This is a genomic window from Streptomyces sp. NPDC023541, assembly GCF_055559995.1.
The window spans coordinates 100,403-116,566 of the sequence record NZ_JBVHJO010000018.1; the positions used below are offsets into that span (position 1 = coordinate 100,403).

At 68.9% G+C, this 16,164-nt stretch carries 18 protein-coding genes and 4 pseudogenes; 7 read left to right on the forward strand and 15 right to left on the reverse strand.

The features are described from left to right. Positions 1-63: 63 nt before the first annotated feature. Together ACZ3X1_RS31570 and ACZ3X1_RS31575 are read right to left on the reverse strand one after the other, a co-directional pair. Positions 64-246: pseudogene (locus tag ACZ3X1_RS31570) on the reverse strand (NmrA family NAD(P)-binding protein); the annotation flags it as partial. Positions 247-268: 22 nt separating this feature from the next. Further along, positions 269-1,189: an EamA family transporter gene (locus ACZ3X1_RS31575; protein WP_467282191.1), complete on the reverse strand. Its 921-nt coding sequence runs from the start codon at positions 1,187-1,189 to the stop codon at positions 269-271. Positions 1,190-1,268: 79 nt separating this feature from the next. Between ACZ3X1_RS31575 and ACZ3X1_RS31580 the strand changes: the two genes are divergently transcribed. Next, positions 1,269-2,156, forward strand: coding sequence for a LysR family transcriptional regulator (locus ACZ3X1_RS31580; protein WP_467282193.1), 888 nt, complete (start codon positions 1,269-1,271; stop codon positions 2,154-2,156). A 67-nt stretch (positions 2,157-2,223) separates the two neighbouring features. Here the strand turns inward: ACZ3X1_RS31580 and ACZ3X1_RS31585 are convergent, their stop codons facing one another. The 6 genes and pseudogenes from ACZ3X1_RS31585 to ACZ3X1_RS31610 all read right to left on the reverse strand — a co-directional run bounded on the left by ACZ3X1_RS31585 (position 2,224) and on the right by ACZ3X1_RS31610 (position 5,753). Continuing rightward, positions 2,224-2,670, reverse strand: a complete 447-nt coding sequence (locus ACZ3X1_RS31585; RefSeq protein WP_467282246.1) for a ferredoxin — start codon at positions 2,668-2,670, stop codon at positions 2,224-2,226. 147 nt (positions 2,671-2,817) lie between these two features. Next, a pseudogene (locus tag ACZ3X1_RS31590) lies at positions 2,818-3,114 on the reverse strand (zinc finger domain-containing protein); the annotation flags it as partial. Between the two features lie 69 nt (positions 3,115-3,183). Continuing rightward, the gene (locus ACZ3X1_RS31595) at positions 3,184-4,023 is read right to left on the reverse strand and encodes a hypothetical protein (RefSeq protein ID WP_467282195.1); all 840 of its coding nucleotides are present in this window, start codon (positions 4,021-4,023) and stop codon (positions 3,184-3,186) included. Next, complete coding sequence (locus ACZ3X1_RS31600) at positions 4,020-4,748, reverse strand: MerR family transcriptional regulator (RefSeq protein ID WP_467282248.1); 729 nt, start codon at positions 4,746-4,748, stop codon at positions 4,020-4,022. The genes ACZ3X1_RS31595 and ACZ3X1_RS31600 overlap by 4 nt, the downstream gene beginning before the upstream one ends. A gap of 331 nt (positions 4,749-5,079) precedes the next feature. After that, the gene (locus tag ACZ3X1_RS31605; RefSeq protein ID WP_467282197.1) at positions 5,080-5,361 is read right to left on the reverse strand and encodes a hypothetical protein; all 282 of its coding nucleotides are present in this window, start codon (positions 5,359-5,361) and stop codon (positions 5,080-5,082) included. 188 nt (positions 5,362-5,549) lie between these two features. Beyond that, a complete protein-coding gene (locus ACZ3X1_RS31610) occupies positions 5,550-5,753 on the reverse strand; it encodes a cold-shock protein (RefSeq protein WP_057233722.1) in 204 nt (67 codons plus the stop codon). Between the two features lie 451 nt (positions 5,754-6,204). Here ACZ3X1_RS31610 and ACZ3X1_RS31615 point away from each other — a divergent pair, with 451 nt between their 5' ends. Beyond that, positions 6,205-6,387 (forward strand): hypothetical protein, encoded by a 183-nt coding sequence (locus tag ACZ3X1_RS31615; protein WP_467282199.1) that lies wholly within the window; start codon positions 6,205-6,207, stop codon positions 6,385-6,387. A gap of 830 nt (positions 6,388-7,217) precedes the next feature. On the opposite strand, the gene ACZ3X1_RS31620 is transcribed toward ACZ3X1_RS31615, so the two are convergent. Genes ACZ3X1_RS31620 through ACZ3X1_RS31630 form a run of 3 tightly spaced genes read right to left on the reverse strand, consistent with a single transcriptional unit; the run spans position 7,218 to position 8,789 of the window. Further along, positions 7,218-8,369: an FUSC family protein gene (locus tag ACZ3X1_RS31620; RefSeq protein WP_467282201.1), complete on the reverse strand. Its 1,152-nt coding sequence runs from the start codon at positions 8,367-8,369 to the stop codon at positions 7,218-7,220. Positions 8,370-8,410: 41 nt separating this feature from the next. Then, complete coding sequence (locus ACZ3X1_RS31625) at positions 8,411-8,620, reverse strand: DUF1622 domain-containing protein (protein WP_467282250.1); 210 nt, start codon at positions 8,618-8,620, stop codon at positions 8,411-8,413. Beyond that, positions 8,610-8,789 carry a DUF1622 domain-containing protein gene (locus ACZ3X1_RS31630; protein WP_467282203.1) on the reverse strand — a complete coding sequence of 60 codons (180 nt, stop codon included), beginning with the start codon at positions 8,787-8,789 and terminating at the stop codon, positions 8,610-8,612. The genes ACZ3X1_RS31625 and ACZ3X1_RS31630 overlap by 11 nt, the downstream gene beginning before the upstream one ends. A 168-nt stretch (positions 8,790-8,957) precedes the next feature. Between ACZ3X1_RS31630 and ACZ3X1_RS31635 the strand changes: the two are divergent. Beyond that, positions 8,958-9,724: pseudogene (locus ACZ3X1_RS31635) on the forward strand (transposase). Positions 9,725-9,926: 202 nt separating this feature from the next. Then, on the forward strand, positions 9,927-10,109 hold the full coding sequence (locus ACZ3X1_RS31640; RefSeq protein WP_467282204.1) for a hypothetical protein: 183 nt from the start codon (positions 9,927-9,929) through the stop codon (positions 10,107-10,109). A gap of 317 nt (positions 10,110-10,426) precedes the next feature. On the opposite strand, the gene ACZ3X1_RS31645 is transcribed toward ACZ3X1_RS31640, so the two are convergent. Both ACZ3X1_RS31645 and ACZ3X1_RS31650 read right to left on the reverse strand, forming a co-directional pair. Beyond that, on the reverse strand, positions 10,427-11,362 hold the full coding sequence (locus tag ACZ3X1_RS31645; protein ID WP_467282206.1) for a hypothetical protein: 936 nt from the start codon (positions 11,360-11,362) through the stop codon (positions 10,427-10,429). A 14-nt stretch (positions 11,363-11,376) separates the two neighbouring features. Next, positions 11,377-12,234, reverse strand: coding sequence for a papain-like cysteine protease family protein (locus ACZ3X1_RS31650; RefSeq protein WP_467282208.1), 858 nt, complete (start codon positions 12,232-12,234; stop codon positions 11,377-11,379). A 1,382-nt stretch (positions 12,235-13,616) separates the two neighbouring features. Between ACZ3X1_RS31650 and ACZ3X1_RS31655 the strand changes: the two genes are divergently transcribed. The 3 genes from ACZ3X1_RS31655 (at position 13,617) to ACZ3X1_RS31665 (ending at position 14,275) form a co-directional block, all read left to right on the forward strand. After that, positions 13,617-13,817 carry a hypothetical protein gene (locus ACZ3X1_RS31655; RefSeq protein ID WP_467282209.1) on the forward strand — a complete coding sequence of 67 codons (201 nt, stop codon included), beginning with the start codon at positions 13,617-13,619 and terminating at the stop codon, positions 13,815-13,817. Then, positions 13,799-14,002 carry a hypothetical protein gene (locus tag ACZ3X1_RS31660; protein WP_467282210.1) on the forward strand — a complete coding sequence of 68 codons (204 nt, stop codon included), beginning with the start codon at positions 13,799-13,801 and terminating at the stop codon, positions 14,000-14,002. Before ACZ3X1_RS31655 ends, ACZ3X1_RS31660 begins: the two co-directional genes overlap by 19 nt. 63 nt (positions 14,003-14,065) lie before the next feature. Continuing rightward, on the forward strand, positions 14,066-14,275 hold the full coding sequence (locus ACZ3X1_RS31665; RefSeq protein ID WP_467282212.1) for a hypothetical protein: 210 nt from the start codon (positions 14,066-14,068) through the stop codon (positions 14,273-14,275). Between the two features lie 274 nt (positions 14,276-14,549). Here the strand turns inward: ACZ3X1_RS31665 and ACZ3X1_RS31670 are convergent. Together ACZ3X1_RS31670 and ACZ3X1_RS31675 are read right to left on the reverse strand one after the other, a co-directional pair. Next, a pseudogene (locus ACZ3X1_RS31670) lies at positions 14,550-14,786 on the reverse strand (IS630 family transposase); the annotation flags it as partial. Between the two features lie 244 nt (positions 14,787-15,030). Continuing rightward, entirely contained in the window at positions 15,031-15,783 is a 753-nt protein-coding gene (locus ACZ3X1_RS31675; protein WP_356812223.1) for an ASCH domain-containing protein, read from the reverse strand. Between the last annotated feature and the right edge of the window lie 381 nt (positions 15,784-16,164).

Genomic DNA, 16,164 nt, shown 5'->3' on the forward strand with positions numbered 1-16,164 from the left:
CAACCACGGTTCGATTGATCCCCGGGGCCGATGTACACCCTGCGCCGCCGTGCGCAGCGACTACGCGTCGTCGAGGTCGCCGGTGACCAGTTCCGCGCCGAGCGCCTTGAGGTCCTTGGCCCCCGGCTTGTCCGGGTCACGAACGAGGGCGCGTACCCCCCAGCCGTTGTCGAGCAGTCTGCGGGCAACGGCGCCGCCCTGGCCGCCGGTCGCGCCCGTGACCAGAACGGTCTTGTTGTTCGGCATGATGAAATCCTTCCGTTGAAGATCAGCCGCGTGAGCGGGTGAGGGTAGGCAGCTGTCCAGCGACGATCGCGGCGAGCGCGAGCCCGAAGCCCAGGAGTTGGACCGGACCGAAGGTCTGCCCGAGCACGACGGCGCCGAGCACCGCGGCGACCAGCGGTGAGAGCAGGACGAGAACGGCGACCGAGGTGACGGGGAGCGTGGTGATGCCGCGGAACCACAGGACGTACGAGATCAGTCCGCCGACCAGGCCCATCCAGAGGTAGCCAAGGGCGGCGGTCAGGTCGATGGCGGGAGGTGCCCCCTCGGCCAGAAACGTGATGGGCAGCAGGAACAGCCCTCCTGCGGTGAGCTGCCAGCCGGCGAAAGCGGTAGGACCGGCCTCGGGAGGGCGTCCCCAGCGTTTGGTGAGGGTGGTTCCGAGCGCCATCGACGCCGCGCTGCCGAGCGCCGCCACGATCCCCACGTCGTCGAATGCCGCACTCGGCCCGATCACCACCAGGCCGACGCCGGCCATGCCGATCAGCCCCCAGACGAGGCGCCAGGCGGATAGCGCCTCGCGCAGGACTGCCACGGCCAGGAGGGCGATGATGAGCGGCTGGGCCGCCGCCAGGGTGGCAGCCACACCTCCCGGCAGGCGTTCGGCCGCGAGGAACAGCAGCGGGAAGGGGAGGCCGATGTTCAGCACGCCGAGCACCGCGGCTCTCCCCCACCACCCTCTGCGCGGCAGCGTCCGGGTGAGTGCCAGCGCGATCAGGCCGCCGGGCAGCGCACGCAGCAGTCCCGCAAACAGGGGGTGTCCTGGGGGGAGAAGCTCAGTCGTGACGATGTAGGTCGTGCCCCACGCAATGGGAGTGAGCGCTGTCAGGACGGCACGCGGCAGATGTCCACGGGGAACACCACTGACGGTCCCGGCGGGGGCTCTCTGTGTTGCTGGACTGGTCATGCCCGCAGTTTCATCCCGCGGCGATCAATGAGTCCAACACATGTTTGTCATCTCATTGATCGCGAAAGAAGATGGATCCATGGAGCTCCAGCAGATGCGCTACGTCGTCGCCGTCGCCCAAACGAACAGCTTCACCCGGGCTGCCGAGCGATGCCTGGTCGTCCAGTCCGCCCTCAGCCACCAGATCGCACGCCTGGAAAAGGAACTGGGTGCGAAACTCTTCGAGCGCACCAGCCGCCGGGTGCGGCTGACACCGGCCGGTGCGGCGTTCCTTCCCGCCGCCCGTCAGTGTCTGGACGCCGCCGACCGCGCGGCCGCCGAGGTCGCTGCGGCCGTCGGTGAGGTACGCGGACGGCTCGCCGTGGGCCTCATCCCCAGCGTCGCCGCGGTCGACATCCCGAGCGTCCTGCGCGACTTCCACCGGCAGTACCCGGACGTGCGTATCAGCCTGCGCGTGGGCGCGAGCGAGGAACTCGTCGAGCAGGTCAAGGAGGGAGCGCTCGAAGTGGCCTTCCTAGGACTGCCCACCACCGCGCGACCCGAAGGTGTCGACGCCCGCGAACTCGCCCGTGACCGACTCGTCGCCGTGGTCGCGCCGGACCACCCCCTCGCCGAGGAACCGGCCGTCGACCTTCGCAGGCTTTCTTCAGAGGTGTTCGTGGACCTGCCGGCCCATACAGCCGGACGTGTCCAGTCCGACCAGGCCTTCTCGGCCGCCGGTCTCAGCCGTGACGTCGCTTTCGAAGTGACCAACGCGGACTTCCTGGCCCGCCTGGTCGGGCAGGGGCTGGGCATCGCTATGCTCCCCTCCGCGTACGCGTCTCAGCTCACCGGCGTTACCACCATCAAGGTCACTGACGCGCCGGCCCGCGTCGAGTATGTCATCTGCGGCCGCGTCAGCCGCACGCCCGCGGCGACCGCCTTCCTCGCCCTTCTTGATATCCCCGCCATGCTCGGCTCGAAATGAAACCCTGCTGCTGCGTCATAGGTGGTCGCCGGTTGTCAGAGCCATCCGGCCACCCTTCTCCGTGCTCTCACAGCTCCGGCAGTACGTCTCCGCCACCCGGATAGCGGCCGTGCTCCAGACGGAAGATGTACGCCCGCAGATCGTCCGCCACCTCACCTGCCAGGTATGCCTCGTAGTCCCGCAAGCCCTCGGCCGCCTCGCGCTCGTTCTCCTGCTCGCTCGCCTCCCACTCCACGAGCATCGTCGCGATGTACTCCTCGACCGTTCGTCTTTCGCGCCACCACTGACGCACGGCAGCGGGCGTCCAGTGCAGGTCGCCGTCACAGGCCCACGCGGCCGGCAGGTCCTCGGCCGCGGCCAGCGCGAGAGCACGTACCTCATCGGGGGTCTTCGGCTGCCGGTACACGAACTCGCCGTATCCCTCGAACCGGTCGCCGTAGAGCACGTGCCGGGGTGCGTACTCGCGCCCGGTCCAGCCGCCGTCCGCGCCGGCCGTGTAGAACGGCCCGGGCACGTTCAGCCCCGAACGGTACTGCCACTGCCCGTGGAAACTCCGCTCCGGCTCACGTCCGGCAGCTCCGCCACCGGGTCCCACCCCTGCATCCCGGTCATTCGGTCGTTGGAGGGACGGCGCTCCGCCGACGGGGATCTGCAGTTCCTCGCGGAGCGCGCGGACGAGGACGAAGCGCGGGGTGTTGTACTTCGCGGCGGTCTTCCCGCCCCGGGTGCGGCAGGCGCTTCCGGCAGGCGCTTCACAGTTCGGACAGTCATGACGTTCTACCGCCAATGCGGCCTGATCGGGCGTGAGATCCTTGGCGGCAGCCTCTAAAAGCGCCTCGCACAACATGCCGGTTCGAGAGGACTTTTGCGAACGGTGACCTGCGGAGACGTGATCACTCCGGGCCTCTCGCAGAACTCTCACAGATGTCATGTGCGAGATTGCCGAGAAGTCGAACATGCATCCGTGCGGCGCCCGATCGGAGCACCTTGCCGGGCGCCACGCCGCGGCGAGGACCAACCTGTGTGCTCAGGCGGGTTGACGGAGGGCGCTGACCAGGGCGCGCGGGTCGTCGGCGTGGAAGCGGATGATGTGGGCCTTTTCCGTTGCGCCGAGCGGGCGGGTGAAGGGGAGTGGCCGGTTCAACTCCAGGGTCACCGAGGTCTGGCTGCCCACTATGAGGTCGAGGACCCCGTCCTCGGAAAGGGTGATCAGGCCGCCTTCGGGGTAGCGCCGGTCGACGCGGACCGAGGCGACCGCGTCCGGCGGTACGGCGAGATCGAAGAGGGCTCCGTAGCGGATCCGCAGAGAGCCGTCGGGACGCACGACGTGCGGTCGGGTGACGCAGGCGGCGTGCAGGGCCAGCACGAGGACGACGCCGTACAGGTCGAATACCAGGATCACCCGGTGGACCGCCGGCCACGGGATGAGGAAGGCCAAGGCCACCGTCTCGATGACCATCACGAAGAGCAGCCCGTACATCATCGCGGTCTGGGGCCCGGTGTACGCGGCAGCGAGGTCCCCGGGGCGCACCCCGTGCGTGCCGCGCCGCACCCACCGCCCCAGGAAGGCGAGGGCGCGCAGCTCGTGGAGGACCAGGCGGCGGACCGTCACCGGAACCGCCTCCTGTACGGCAGCTCGCCGCGCCGCCCGGCGGTCTGCGCCACGGGCGCGCGCGGCGACATAGAGCGAGCGCAGCACCCAGGCTTCCAGCAGCAGCACCGCGAGCACCAGCGCCTCGGCGCCCGCCAGCGCCCACTCGGGCGGCCGGACCCCGGCCAACGGGCAGGCCGCCAGGGCCAGTTCCCCCGGCAGTACGGCGGCGACCGCGACCCGCGCCGCCCGTACGCCCCTTGGCCGGCCGTTCATGCCCTACCCCTCTCCATGAACGCGTCCATAAGGCGGCCCACGACTTCCGCTTGCGCGGGGGCGTACTCGGCGAGCAGCGCCGCCTTGAACCCGGTCACGACCGCCCCGTCCTCGGGGATCGCGGCGAACAGCTCCTCGGGGACGGCTGCCATCAGGTCAGCTGCCAGAGGTGCGATCCGCGGATCGTCGGCGGGGGCTTCGGCGAGCGCGTCGAGGCGCTCATACAGTTCGACGACCGCGGGATCGGCGACCAGGGGTCCGAGCAGCGCGAAAATCTGTTGGCTATCGGAGCCGGTGGCGTCCATCAGCGTGAGGTACTCGCGGTCCTTGGCCGCGCTCGGCGAGTCTGTCCTGGGGGCCTGTGCCAGCAGCGCGGCGAGGGGAGGTGAGAGGGGCCCGGTCGCGCCGGGCGGCTCGGCGAGCAGGACGCTGAGCCGGCAGCGGCGCTCCCGGATGTCGGCTTCCTGGCGGGCCAGGTCGGCGTCGAGTTCCTCCAACACCTCGGCCAGTTCGCGCCCGGCATCCTCGGCGAGGGCGTCGCGCACTTCATGGAGGCTGAGGCCGAGTTCGGTGAGCCTGCGCACCCGGGCGAGCAGGACGGCATCACGGACGCTGTAGGCCCGGTAGCCATTGGGGCGCCGCTCCGGTTCCGGAAGCAGCCCGACATGGTGGTAGTGCCGGATCGCCCGGGTGGTGAGCCCCACGAGCGTGGCAATCTCTCCGATTCACATGCCGCCAGTAGAAACCCTGCCGTTGCGTCAAGGTCAAGCGCTGAAAGCATCGTCGGGCGCAAACCGATTCAAGCGCGTCTACACACCGGAGTGATACGTCTTCGTCAGCGCACGTATCTGGCCAGAGTCTCCCGCTACCCCTCGTCGTCCTCGTCGATTTCAGCTGTGTCTATCCGTGACCGCCAGCGGACCGCGGAAGAGAAGCGCACCGCCGCACTCCGACCGTCCTACCCGCCCTTGATCCGCTGCTGAGGCGCGCCACGAGGGTGGGAGATCGCGGCGATCTTCCTCTGGGCGCGAACCTGACTATGGCCGGTCACCTCTGTCACCTCTGCCAGGAGAGGGCCTCAACCGATGAGATGTCACCCGCCGCCAGCAGTTCGAAGAGCCGGGGAATCTCCTCGCGGGCGACGTCGCGCATCTCACCCGGGCCACCGAGTCTTCGTCCGGGTCCTCCCAGACCAGCAGACCACCGCCGACAGCGCTGAGGCACCACCCCCCTCTCGTGGGTGAGCGAGACATCAGGGTGCTCGTCGTCGGCCTGCGCCAGACCGTCGAGCACTCGCCTCATCGTCTCCGGATCAGGCTCGTCGACCGTCCCGCCCATGACGTCATACCTCCCCGACCTGGGGAAATGGCCTATGAGCCTCACAGACCTCACAGGCTGACGTGTGAGTCGGCCGCCCGGGTGTCCTGTGTAGTTGTCCGTGGCAGCTGTGGCAGGCACAGACGATCACGCCGACGCCCCGCGGGCAGCTGAGACCGGCTGCCTACGGGGCGTGGGAATCGGGCGGCTCAGATCGGGCGGATGTTCTCCGCCTGCGGGCCCTTCTGGCCCTGCGTGACGTCGAACTCGACCTTCTGGCCTTCCTGCAGCTCGCGGAAGCCCTGGGCGGCGATGTTCGAGTAGTGGGCGAAGACGTCGGCGCCGCCACCGTCCTGCTCGATGAAACCGAAGCCCTTCTCGGCGTTGAACCACTTCACGATGCCAGTAGCCATGCTGTTCTCCTCGACGTGCGCAGTCGCTGGCGCCCGCACTGCGCGACCGCCGCGTCCGGCCGCTGGCCTCACTCGGGCGCAGTCCCCCAACAGCGAGAAGCCCGTAACCGCGAACACGGTTGGGCAGCGGCACGGAACCACAACTGCTCCTGGCGACCACGCTATCGCCCCAAGAGTCCTGCCAGGCAGAGGACACGGGCCTTCCACCCGTTCGGAAGTACAGGGCAGCACAGCGGTCGGCCCAACACGTCCCGATCACCGGATCCGACAGCCGTCACCCGTCGTCAACGGTCAATCCAGCTTCGATGACAACCCGTCTCCTCGTGTGGGACGAGGCCGAAGGCGGAAGGACGAGTCAGCCTCCGGCATTCCAAGGCGCTGGCGGCGGGCTGGTCTCCACTGCCGACGACTACCACGCCTACTTCCAGATGCCGCTGAACCACGGCATGCAATGGGCGACCACGCGCCCATCGGTCAGTTCGGCTGGGACGGCGGTACCGGCACCACCGCCTACGCCGACCCGGACAACCGGCTCACCGGAATCCTGCTCACCCCGGTCGGGATGTCCACCCCGGACTCCGCCCGCCTTATCCACGACTTCTGGACCACGCTCTACCAGGTCATCAACAACTGACACGGAGCTCGCTGAGCTCGATGCGGCCGGTCCTCATGCGCTGGCGGACATCGGCCAAGGTAGGGGCCCCGTCCCCGGAAGGGGCCCAAGGGCCACCGGTCCGAACGGTCGCGGATGCCTTAGACCGCAGGTAACTGACGCCCTCTAGGCAAGTTCGAACCGCCACGGGATGCGCGCCCAGTCCGGCCCCCCATCCACACCGGAGATCGTCCCCCAAGAGCTTCTCAATGACTCGGATGTACGGCCTGGACGCCGGTACCGTCGTACACCTCGGGATCCAAGGTGAGCAGGTAGCGGCCGGCGGGGAGTCCCCCGAGGGGCGCACGGCCTGAATGGCACGGGCAGCGCCCAGGGGTGTCCGGCGCGCAGGAGCTCGGTGGCGGCCAGGGCAGCGGTGGTGCCGAAGAGCCGTACCGCTACTGGCTCGGCCTCATCGGATAGGCCCTCCTCAGCCACATCCGCTTCGAGTCGTGCAACGGGGTAATCCCCCCTGGTTCTCTTTGGCGAGGGTGGCGGGTCGGATGGTGCAGGGGCCGTAGCGGGCACGGGCCCGGTCGGTGACCGCTGCGATGGCCCGCCCGGGCGCGGTCGTCGCCGGGGGGGGCGAGGGTGAGTTGCTGGGTGGCTTCACTCGAGGGTCGGAGGCCGTGCGCGCAGGCTGATGGCTCGGAGGGGCTTGGGCCGGACGTGCCTCCTTCGATCCAGCTGCATGCGGCTCGCTACCAGGATGTCGGCGGGCGGCTCGCTGGCGGCGACGTAAACGTCCCCGTCTGCTTCGCGCGTCTGCAAGCGGGTGCGCGAAACTGCGCCCTCGGGTGTAGCGCCTTTGGTCAGGCTGTCGGGGTGAGGGCTTTGCCCGAACGGAGTTCGGCAAGAAGGCGGCCGATATCTGTGAGGAGGGTTCCCTGGAGGGTGTGCGCAGTCGGCGTGGCTTCGGCGTCCGCTCGCTCCTGCTGCTCGACGCGGTTGAGCTCTGCCGTGGCGTCGTCGATCAGGCCGTCCAGGTGTCCCGAATCGGTGGGGGAAGGCTGGCCGATCTCCTGCATCGTGGTGGCCGCCCTTCGCAGCAGCGAGCTGGAGGCAGTCCGGAAGGACGCGGGAAGGTTCTGAATCTCTCCGCTGTCCAGGGCATAGTCCAGGGTGCGTGTCAGGGACCGGAGGTGGTCCATGGCGCGTTCGGCGACTGTGACGGCGCCGCGGGCGCGGGACAGAGCGGTGTCAGCGCTGGTGATGCCGGGGCGGGGGTGGAGGCGGCTGTTTTCGATCTCCGTATCGATGGCGTTTTGGATGCGTTCGCATTCGGCGGCGAGCTTGCGCCAGTCGCGACGCCAGTGTCGGATGCATCCAGTGTCAGGGTCGTTCCCTTCGAAGATCTCGGCCAGGTCGTCGAGGCGTCGGCTCATCGCCGCGTACAGGTCCGCGACGGCCTGTTGCCGGTGGTGAACGTGACGGGCCGGGGCGAGGACAAGGTGGGCGCTGAGGCCGCACAGCGCACCGACGGTTACCGAGGCGGCCAGGTGGCCGATGTAGTCGATGCGCCCCTGCCCGGAGGAGAACGCGAAGAAGCCGATGATGGCGACCTGGGTGCCCTGCTGGCCGAACCGTTCAATCCTTCCCAGGCAGAGCGCGATCAGGGTGAGGAGCCCGAATGTCCACCCGTGGATCCCCGCCGCGGCGGCCAGGCAGGCTGCGAGTGCGGCTCCGGCGGCCATCGCCACCAGGTACTGGACGCAGTCGCGCACCGAGCGGTACACCGTGGCCTGCAGGGCGACCAGCGCGGTGAACGGTGCGAACGTGGAAACGGTCGGCGGCAGCAGATAGCGGGCGATTACCCACGCGGCCATCGCCGCGACCACAGACTTGGCAACCAGGGTCAGATCGTCCCGCTCACTTCCAGGGCCCCGAGCCGCACGCCGCACGTATTCGATTCTTCCCGTAACGGCCGCCCACAGCCGATCGCGTGCCTTGCCCCGTCCGGGCATAGTCGATCACCTCCCAGGCCCGTGTTCCCCGTTGGCCGGCATCAAACACCGGCGACGCGCGGCGGCCGGAAGTCAGCAGGCTGCGGTCCGCTGCACAGCTCCTTCTGATCGCGTTCGATCTCGGCGCGTTCCTGCTCGACCTCCCGGGTGAGGAGGAAGTTGAGGATGGTGCGGATGGCTGCGATGGCCGCCAGCCGGCCGATCTCAGTGAAGCTGGGCGCGACCGCCGTACGCAGGACGTCACCCGCCAGTTGGAAATTTCAGGCCCAGGACGAGGAAGCGGCCCAGGCTGAGACGGAGCTTGTTGAACTCGCCGATGAGGGAACGTCGGCGGAGGCCGGTCGTGGCGAACCGGGTGAAGGCCCAGACGGCACCCGCCTCCAGGTCCAAGGAGGCGGCCACCCCGGTCTTCGTCGGCATAGACCGCCACGAATGCCGTCCGCCAGCCGCGCCGGTGCAACAGCTCTCCCACTTCGGTCTCAGTAGCCACGGGCGTGACGCTCTCATACCGAATCCGCCCGGGCGACCGAGATATGTCCCGCCAGCGCTGGCGGCCCCGCAGCATGATCAAGCTGAGACGATCTCGCCGTGGCTGGAGTGGTCACGGCGTCGGAGCCGTCCTGGATGACCCCGTTCAGCGGGCTGGGCCCGAGGCAGTTCGGGAAACTGGTGACCGTTCTGCGGCGCCAGGGTGCAGACACCATCCGCAAGGGCCGGCCGTGGAGCCTTCCGCTGGAGGACCGGGCACTGGTCGCTGCCTACTGGCGCACGAATCTGACCATGCGGCAACTGGCCCCGCTGTTGGGGGTGACCAAGTCGGCGGCAGACCGCATCATCGACCACCTCGGGCCGATGCTCGCGCTCCAGCCCCGCCAAGCGGTTCACCAAGGGCGCCATCCTCATCGTGGACGGCACCCTGGTTCCCATCAGCGACCACACCATCGCCGCGCGGTCCAAGAACTACGGGTACTCCCCCAACCACCAGGTCGTCATCGACGCCGACCCCCGCCTGATCGTCGTGGTCGGCCAGCCGCTCGCCGGGAACCGCAACGGCTGCAAGGCATGGGAGGAATCCGGCGCCAAGGCCCCGCCGTCGGCGAGACGCTAACCATCGCCGACGGCGGCTACCCGGGCACCGGAGTCGTCATCCCCCACCGCCGCGAGCGCGGCCAGCCAAACTCCCGCCTTGGAAAGAGGAGCACAACAAGTCCCACAAGCGGGTCCGCGCCCGCGTCGAGCACGTCTTCGCCCGCTTGCAGACCTGGAAGATCCTCCGCGACTGTCGCCTCCAAGGCGACGTCCACCACGCCGTGCTTGGCATCGCCCGCATGCACAACCTCGCCCTCGCCGGGTAGGCCACTGAGCCCCACAGCGGCCAACGATGGCCCAGGCGACTCAGAGAGCACCGGTGGCGTTCCACGCATCCGCGCTGGACGGAGTAGCCCGCAATCCGGCGCTACCGACACCGCTGCTACTGCGCCTGCTCGATTACGGGGGGACGGTGACCGTCCGCCCCGTGACGCCCTCCAGCGGGCCGGACTCCCTGAGCCAGCCGTCGTGGTGATCCTGGCCCACCCGAACCCGGGCGCCCGGATCGACTTCGCCATGAGCGCCATGAGGGGGTGGATGACCGTGCTCGCGGTGGTGAAGGCATCGGCCAGGTACGGGACGGCCACGTCGGTGGGCCGGGTGAGTTCGAGCGGCTCCTCGCGCACCCGGACCACCGTGCACCGAGGATGATGCCGCTCGATGTCGGGCGTCTTTCGCGGGTCTCGGTCGAAGGTGTCGCTATGCCAGTGGGAGCCGTCGAACTCGACGAGCGCCCGCTGATGGCCGTCGACGGGAAACAACATGTCCAGGGTCCAGCGGGAGGCGGGGATGTGCAGGAGATGTTGCTGTGTGCCGCCGGTGAGCACGTTCCGGGGGCGAACGGGTCCTGCGCGCCGGCAGTCCTGGGGTGTCCCTCGTATCGGGGCTGGTTTGCCCTCCCCAGTTGCTGAGCCCGGCGATGAAGGTCGTCGGGCTCAGCACGGGGAACGGCCCGGCCTCGTTTCCGGTCAGCGGGTGGCCGCAGCTCCCCTGCGGCGCGCGTACAGCACCGCGCCGCCGATCGTCACCACGGCGGCGAGCGCCTTGGCGGCTGTCGGCTGCCAGGGCTCATCGGCGTCGGGCTGCACGGATGCGGCGGAGACCTGCTCCGGCTGGCCCTCCACGAGGCCGCCGTACCCGCCGGCCAGGCCCTTGCGGTCGTACTCCGAACCGGGCATCTTGTCGCCGTAGCGGGCGGTGACCAGCTTCTGGTAGGCGGCGAGGGTGACGCCTCGCTTGCCGCCGAGGCCGGTGGTCGCCTCCTCGTTGAGCGGCTCGACCATGCCGTCGGCGGTGAGCCGGTACCAGGCGCGGATCTGCGGCTCGGTGAAGGTACGGGCCTGAGGAGTACCGCGCTCGGCGAAGCCGACCTCGGCGTCCCCGTCGCGGATGCCGGCCAGCTGCCAGCCTTCGGCGCCGACGTTCTGCGGGCCGCTTCCCGGCGTAGCGGGGTTCCCCTTGGGCGCGAGCAGTACGGCGGCGTGCTTGCCGTCGGAGGCGGTCACCCGGGAGGCCAGGTAGGAGAGCCGGAGCGCGGTCTGCGGGGTTGCCGGGGCCTTGCCCGTCACGAACTCGGGGCTGATCTCGAACATCGGCACCGGGTCCTTCTTGAGATCGAACCCGGGCGGCGCGGCGACCGCCGCGGGTGCGTTGCCGGGAGTGCCGACGGCGCCGCCGTCCGCGGCGGGGGCAGTGCGGGGCTGTCGGGCCGAGACCAGGAAGCGGGAGACGGTGTCGCGGAGTTGGTTGCTCTGGATGGTTTGCCGGGCGGACTCGTAACCCGGGATGCCCTCGCCCTCCGCAGCCTGTGCGGGAACGATTCCGCACAGGGCGACGGCGAGTGCGGCCGTGGCGAGGACGGCGGCGCGGGGTGTCGCCTGCCTGGCGTGTCGCATGATCTGCATGATCGGTCTGCTCCTCAGCCCTGGATGCCGATGCGGGAGTGGGTCCACTGGAACGAGTTGTTGTTCGCGTAAGTGGAGTGGTTCCACCAGGTGTAGGTCTGGGTGGTCTGCCACGGGTCGCCGACCGCGATCATGTTGGTGGCGCTGTCGTAGCCGTAAATGACGTTCATGTGACCGCCGCCGGTGCGCCAGCCGAAGCGCACGGCGAACGGGCGGCCCGCGTCGATCTCGGCGACGGACTCACCGAACGAGGCGTTGCGGTACAGGCTGTGGCCACTGTTCCTCAGCCCCAGCCTGGCCAGGCCGTTGGCCATGTCCTCCAGCGTGGCGGGCTGGTTGTTGCAGTTCACCCAGGTGCCCTGGGCCGCGAGTTGGCAGAACTGCTCCTGACTGACGGAGCGGCCCCAGTGTTTGGCTATGGTCACGCCGGAGGCGTCCCAGCACCACTGGGTCCTGACCTGCTTCTGCATGTCGATCTTCAGAGTCTTCGCGGTCGCGGGGATGGGTTTCGGGTTCGGAGTCGAACCGCAGACCGGCAGCGGGGTGGTGTTCTCCTTGATGAAGGCATCGGCGATGTAGTAGGAGCCGGTGTAGATCCACCTCGGGTTGTTCTCCACCGTGTCGCCCGTCGTCCGGCAGGACATCCGGACCTTGGCGCCCACCCTCGAGGAGCCCTTCACCTGGGCCGAAAGGGACGGCTTGGCCCGGTGGTTGACGGTCTGGTAGTTGCCCTGACCGCTGATGACCGTGCCGCTGACCACATCGGCCTGGGCGAGGGCGTTGAAGCCGAACAGCAGACCGCCGGAGAGTGCGGCGGTGATCGCGGCTATCAGCGCTTTCTTACGGCGGGACGCGCGGCGTTTGTGCATCATGCTCCTTGATCTGAGAACGCGGAACTCGCCTGCCTGGGCGATGCTCCACACAGTGACGAGTGGTCAGCTCGCGTATGGGGACCGAACCTTTTGGCACCAACGGAACGGCACGGGATCATCAAGGTGGCCCGGGACGGCTTCGACGTGCGCACCGCTGCACGGCGATTGCGGCGCGAGCGCCACAGTCTCGGGGATCGGTGCACGTCAACGAAGTCGGCCACACTCGTCCGAGCAGAGGCCTGCAGTCGGACGACTCGGCCGCCACGGCCGCGACCTCGGGACTCCGATGGTTCAGGCTCGGCGCCGTGATGGCGCTGACGCAGCCGTAGTGAGGCGGGGTGGAGAAGACGTCATCGGCCATGGACCGTTGGTGGCGCCGTGGCGGCGGGCACGCTCAGCGGTCGGGGAGCCGGTCGGGACGCCACCCTCGCCGCCGACCATCCACCCGACGGCTACAGCCCGGCGTCGCCGCCTGACCGAGTGCCACATCCGGGCGGTTCGACGGCCCTGCAGTGCCGGCGAAGCTGAGTTTCAGGTGTCCCACGACCACGCACAACCACACCTCTTTCCTTGAGTGGTTTGGGTGCCGGGAATCCTGCCAGAGAGATCAAGGTTCTGAACGCCATCGCTCTACGCGCAAAGATGTCGCGAATTCAATTACCTTGAGTCGGCCATGTGATGGATCATCAATTCAGCGCCACGGCAAGCGAGTTCAAGCTGACCGCAGCCTTGGTCCAGGCCATTCCCACCCGCTCGACGGCGCACGACTTTACGCAAACTTGGCACACCACACCCCTTTATTGGACACGATGTCAAGAAATTGAATAGCCCAGCGTGCACGCCGCGTAACTCTGCATCATTTCAGAAAGGGGAATCGCCCCCGGCTTTCCCATCGAAATGCACCCGCGCCGAGGAAGGTGTGACCCTCCGCCCGGCGGCCACCGCCCTGGCGTCCGCTTGGTGGCCCCCTGGGGCCCCTCCCAAAGCCGCGGGCACGGGAGAGTGCGTCGCTGATGCGCCGTGGCGGGAACTCGCGGGTGGGAACCTCCGCCTGGAGGCGGTCTGCTGGGGGCGTTCCCCGAACCGGTCCCGACTCGGTGCGGCCGGCTGCCCCACTCTGGGCCCGGCCGACCGGCTCGGTGTGCCCGTCGTGCTGACGAACGCGGTCCGCTGCGCCGACCCCGGCCAGCGTCGGATCGCCGACGTGCTGGAGCGGCGCTGCTGCTGCGGCTGATCGAACGGCGGCGGCCGGCCTGCGGGCAGCGTTGTCTGACCGGCCCGGAGCACAGGGCGGCCGCCGCAGAGCGCATCTAGCAGGCCGCCGGCGCCGACCGCGGGCGGGCCGCCGCGCTGCTCGCCGAGACCCTCGGCACCGGGGAGGCGTGCGTCGTCGACCCGGTCGCGGACCTGGGCTGGGGCGGCCGCACTTCCCGCAGCCGGAGGTCGTCGGCGCCGAGCCGGGGCCGGGCGAGGCGATGCGGCTGCTGCGCCAGCGCTGTGAGGCGGGCATGTTCGCGTGCGGCCTGGACGGGGACCGGCGGGCGGTGGAGCAAGGCCGGACCGAGTGGCGGTCACGGGACTGAAGGTCGGGCCGCTGTGGGCGCTGGCCCAAGTCCTCGACAAGCTGCCCCGCGGGATCGCCATGCACCCCTACGGCGTCGTCCTGTCCAACAGCACATTGCTGGACCGGCTGCCGGTACAGCCGACCCCGGGCGGGCAGTACCCGATGGTCCAGGACGGGAGAGTAGGCCGTGGGGGACATCGATGACGCTTGGAGCGCGCGGACCGGGAAGCCTTCACACGGAAGCCGCCCAAAGGGCTGAAGGCGCGCATGAACTTCCTGATGGGCAAGTTGAAGACCATCGTCGCCACGGAGCTGGGCGGCAGCCAGCGGTCGGTGGAGCGCTACCGCACGGGCGAACGCAACACGCCGCCCAAGGCGATCACCGGCCGCATGGACGCTGCCGTGCGGGCCCGCTGGCAGCCCAAGGTCCGCGACCGCTGGCGCAGGGCAGCCGCCACCGCACCGGCACCACGGTGAAGACGAGGTCACGGTTCGGGTACACGGACCGGAACTGCGCGCGATCGTCACCGAAGGCCTTGAGGACATCTACTTCAAAGACGGCGGAACCCGCGCCGACCAAGTCCAAGCCGACCAAGTCCAAGTCGAATTCACCGACACCGAATACATCGACGTGGACCGGCAACGCAGCGCTGTTGGAGGGCGAGCCGCGGTTGCCGTCTCCGTCGGAACAGGCGCGCCCTGCATGAAGGGCGGGGCAGCGTCACCCACACCCCCGCTCACGGCCACGTGGGGTGGTGGTGCCGGCGCGGACGTAGTCGTGCGTGGTCCTTTGCGGGACGCCAGGCATCATCGGCAGGACGGGCTGCGAGCGGTCCAGGGCCTGGATCTGCGACTTCTCGTCCATCCAGAAGACCAGTGCCCGCTCCGGCGGGTCGTGGTACTGCCCGACGACGTGGACCTTGTCGTCGAAGTACGGGTCGGTGCACAGCTTGAAGGTCTCCGAGCGGTGAGGCTGCAGGCCGAAGGCAGCCAACCCGAGAGCTGACTCGTGCTCTCGACTCATCAGCATCCGGATAGCCGGACTTCTCCTGCGGGGGGGGGCGACCACCCCCGCAGCGAGAACTCACCGGAATGGTCCTTGGCCGCATCCCACCCCAACCGGTCGGGCGTCATCATGCGTCGACCAGCCTCAGAGCCTTCTTCGTCTTCTTCGCTGACGCCGTCTTCTTCGCTGCTGCGGTCGTCCCAGTCGTCGCTGGTGCCTCCGCGGTTCAAGCGGCGCCTGTCTTGTCGTTGATCTGGAAGGTGATTACGTCGACTTCATCGGTTCCCGCCAGATCCGGGTAATGGCCCTTGAGGCCTTCCCGCAGTTCAGTTGCGGTCGTCAGCCCCTCGGCTTGGGCGTCCTGGTTGGTGAGGTCGCTGACCAGGCAGTGCCTGATACCGGTCACCTCTGCCGGCAGGACGACTTCGGGGTCGCTTGCAAACACCAGCCGTGCCGGCCCGAGCTGGGCCGGGTCCCGGAAGCGGGTGGTCTTGGTCTTGGCGCCGGAGCGGACGTCGGCAAGGTAGCGGGGATCGAACCGGATGATCGGGGGACCGGCCGTCTCGGGGTCTTGGTAGAGCGATGGATCGAGACCGTTCATGCCTTCCGGGGTCCATCGCTGAGTCAGCGGCATGAGGTCGGCGGCGAGAACGGACCTGGGCCCCGCGGGCGTGGGCACGATGACACGCATGGTGGGGTAGTAGTCCACGAAGACCTGCCGATCGCGCCCGCACGGGCCGATGACCCCCCGCCCGTGGTTTCCCACGGCAACGATGCAGCGCATCTGGCGGGCGCCCTGGGCTCGTGCGGCTCCCAGAGCCACGAGTTCGGCGCAAGGTCCGCCGGTGAAGTGGTAGACGTTCACGCCGGCGAACATCCGGTAGTCGGCGGCCATGACCGCAGCCCCCATCGTGTGGATCCCGTCTTCGTCGGGCCCGGCGTCCGTATGCGCGTCTATGGTGCGGCGTGCCAGCTCCACGAGCTCACGCTCGTCATCATCGAGAGCTCGTGCAGATGACGGTACGTACACGTTTTCAGCCTTCCCTTTCGTCAGCAGTCGCCAAGATCATTCCACGCCATGCAGGTGGGCTCCACGGGATTTCGGCTTGCCTTGGCCCCTATGGTGGTCCCGTGGGCAGGGATGGAGCGCCCTGGCTGAGGCTGGTCGTGGTCACGACGACGATCCCGGGCGCGGCTCCTCATCACTCACCGCCTTCAGCCGCTACGTCCCGACTGCCTGACCGACACTGCCCACCTTCCGGCCTGGCAGGGTAACTGGCGCCTCCCCCACACCTGCCTGTGCGACCAGCACAACCGGCTCCTGGCCTGGCGGTGTCCCGCGTGTCAGGCGCCGGCGTTC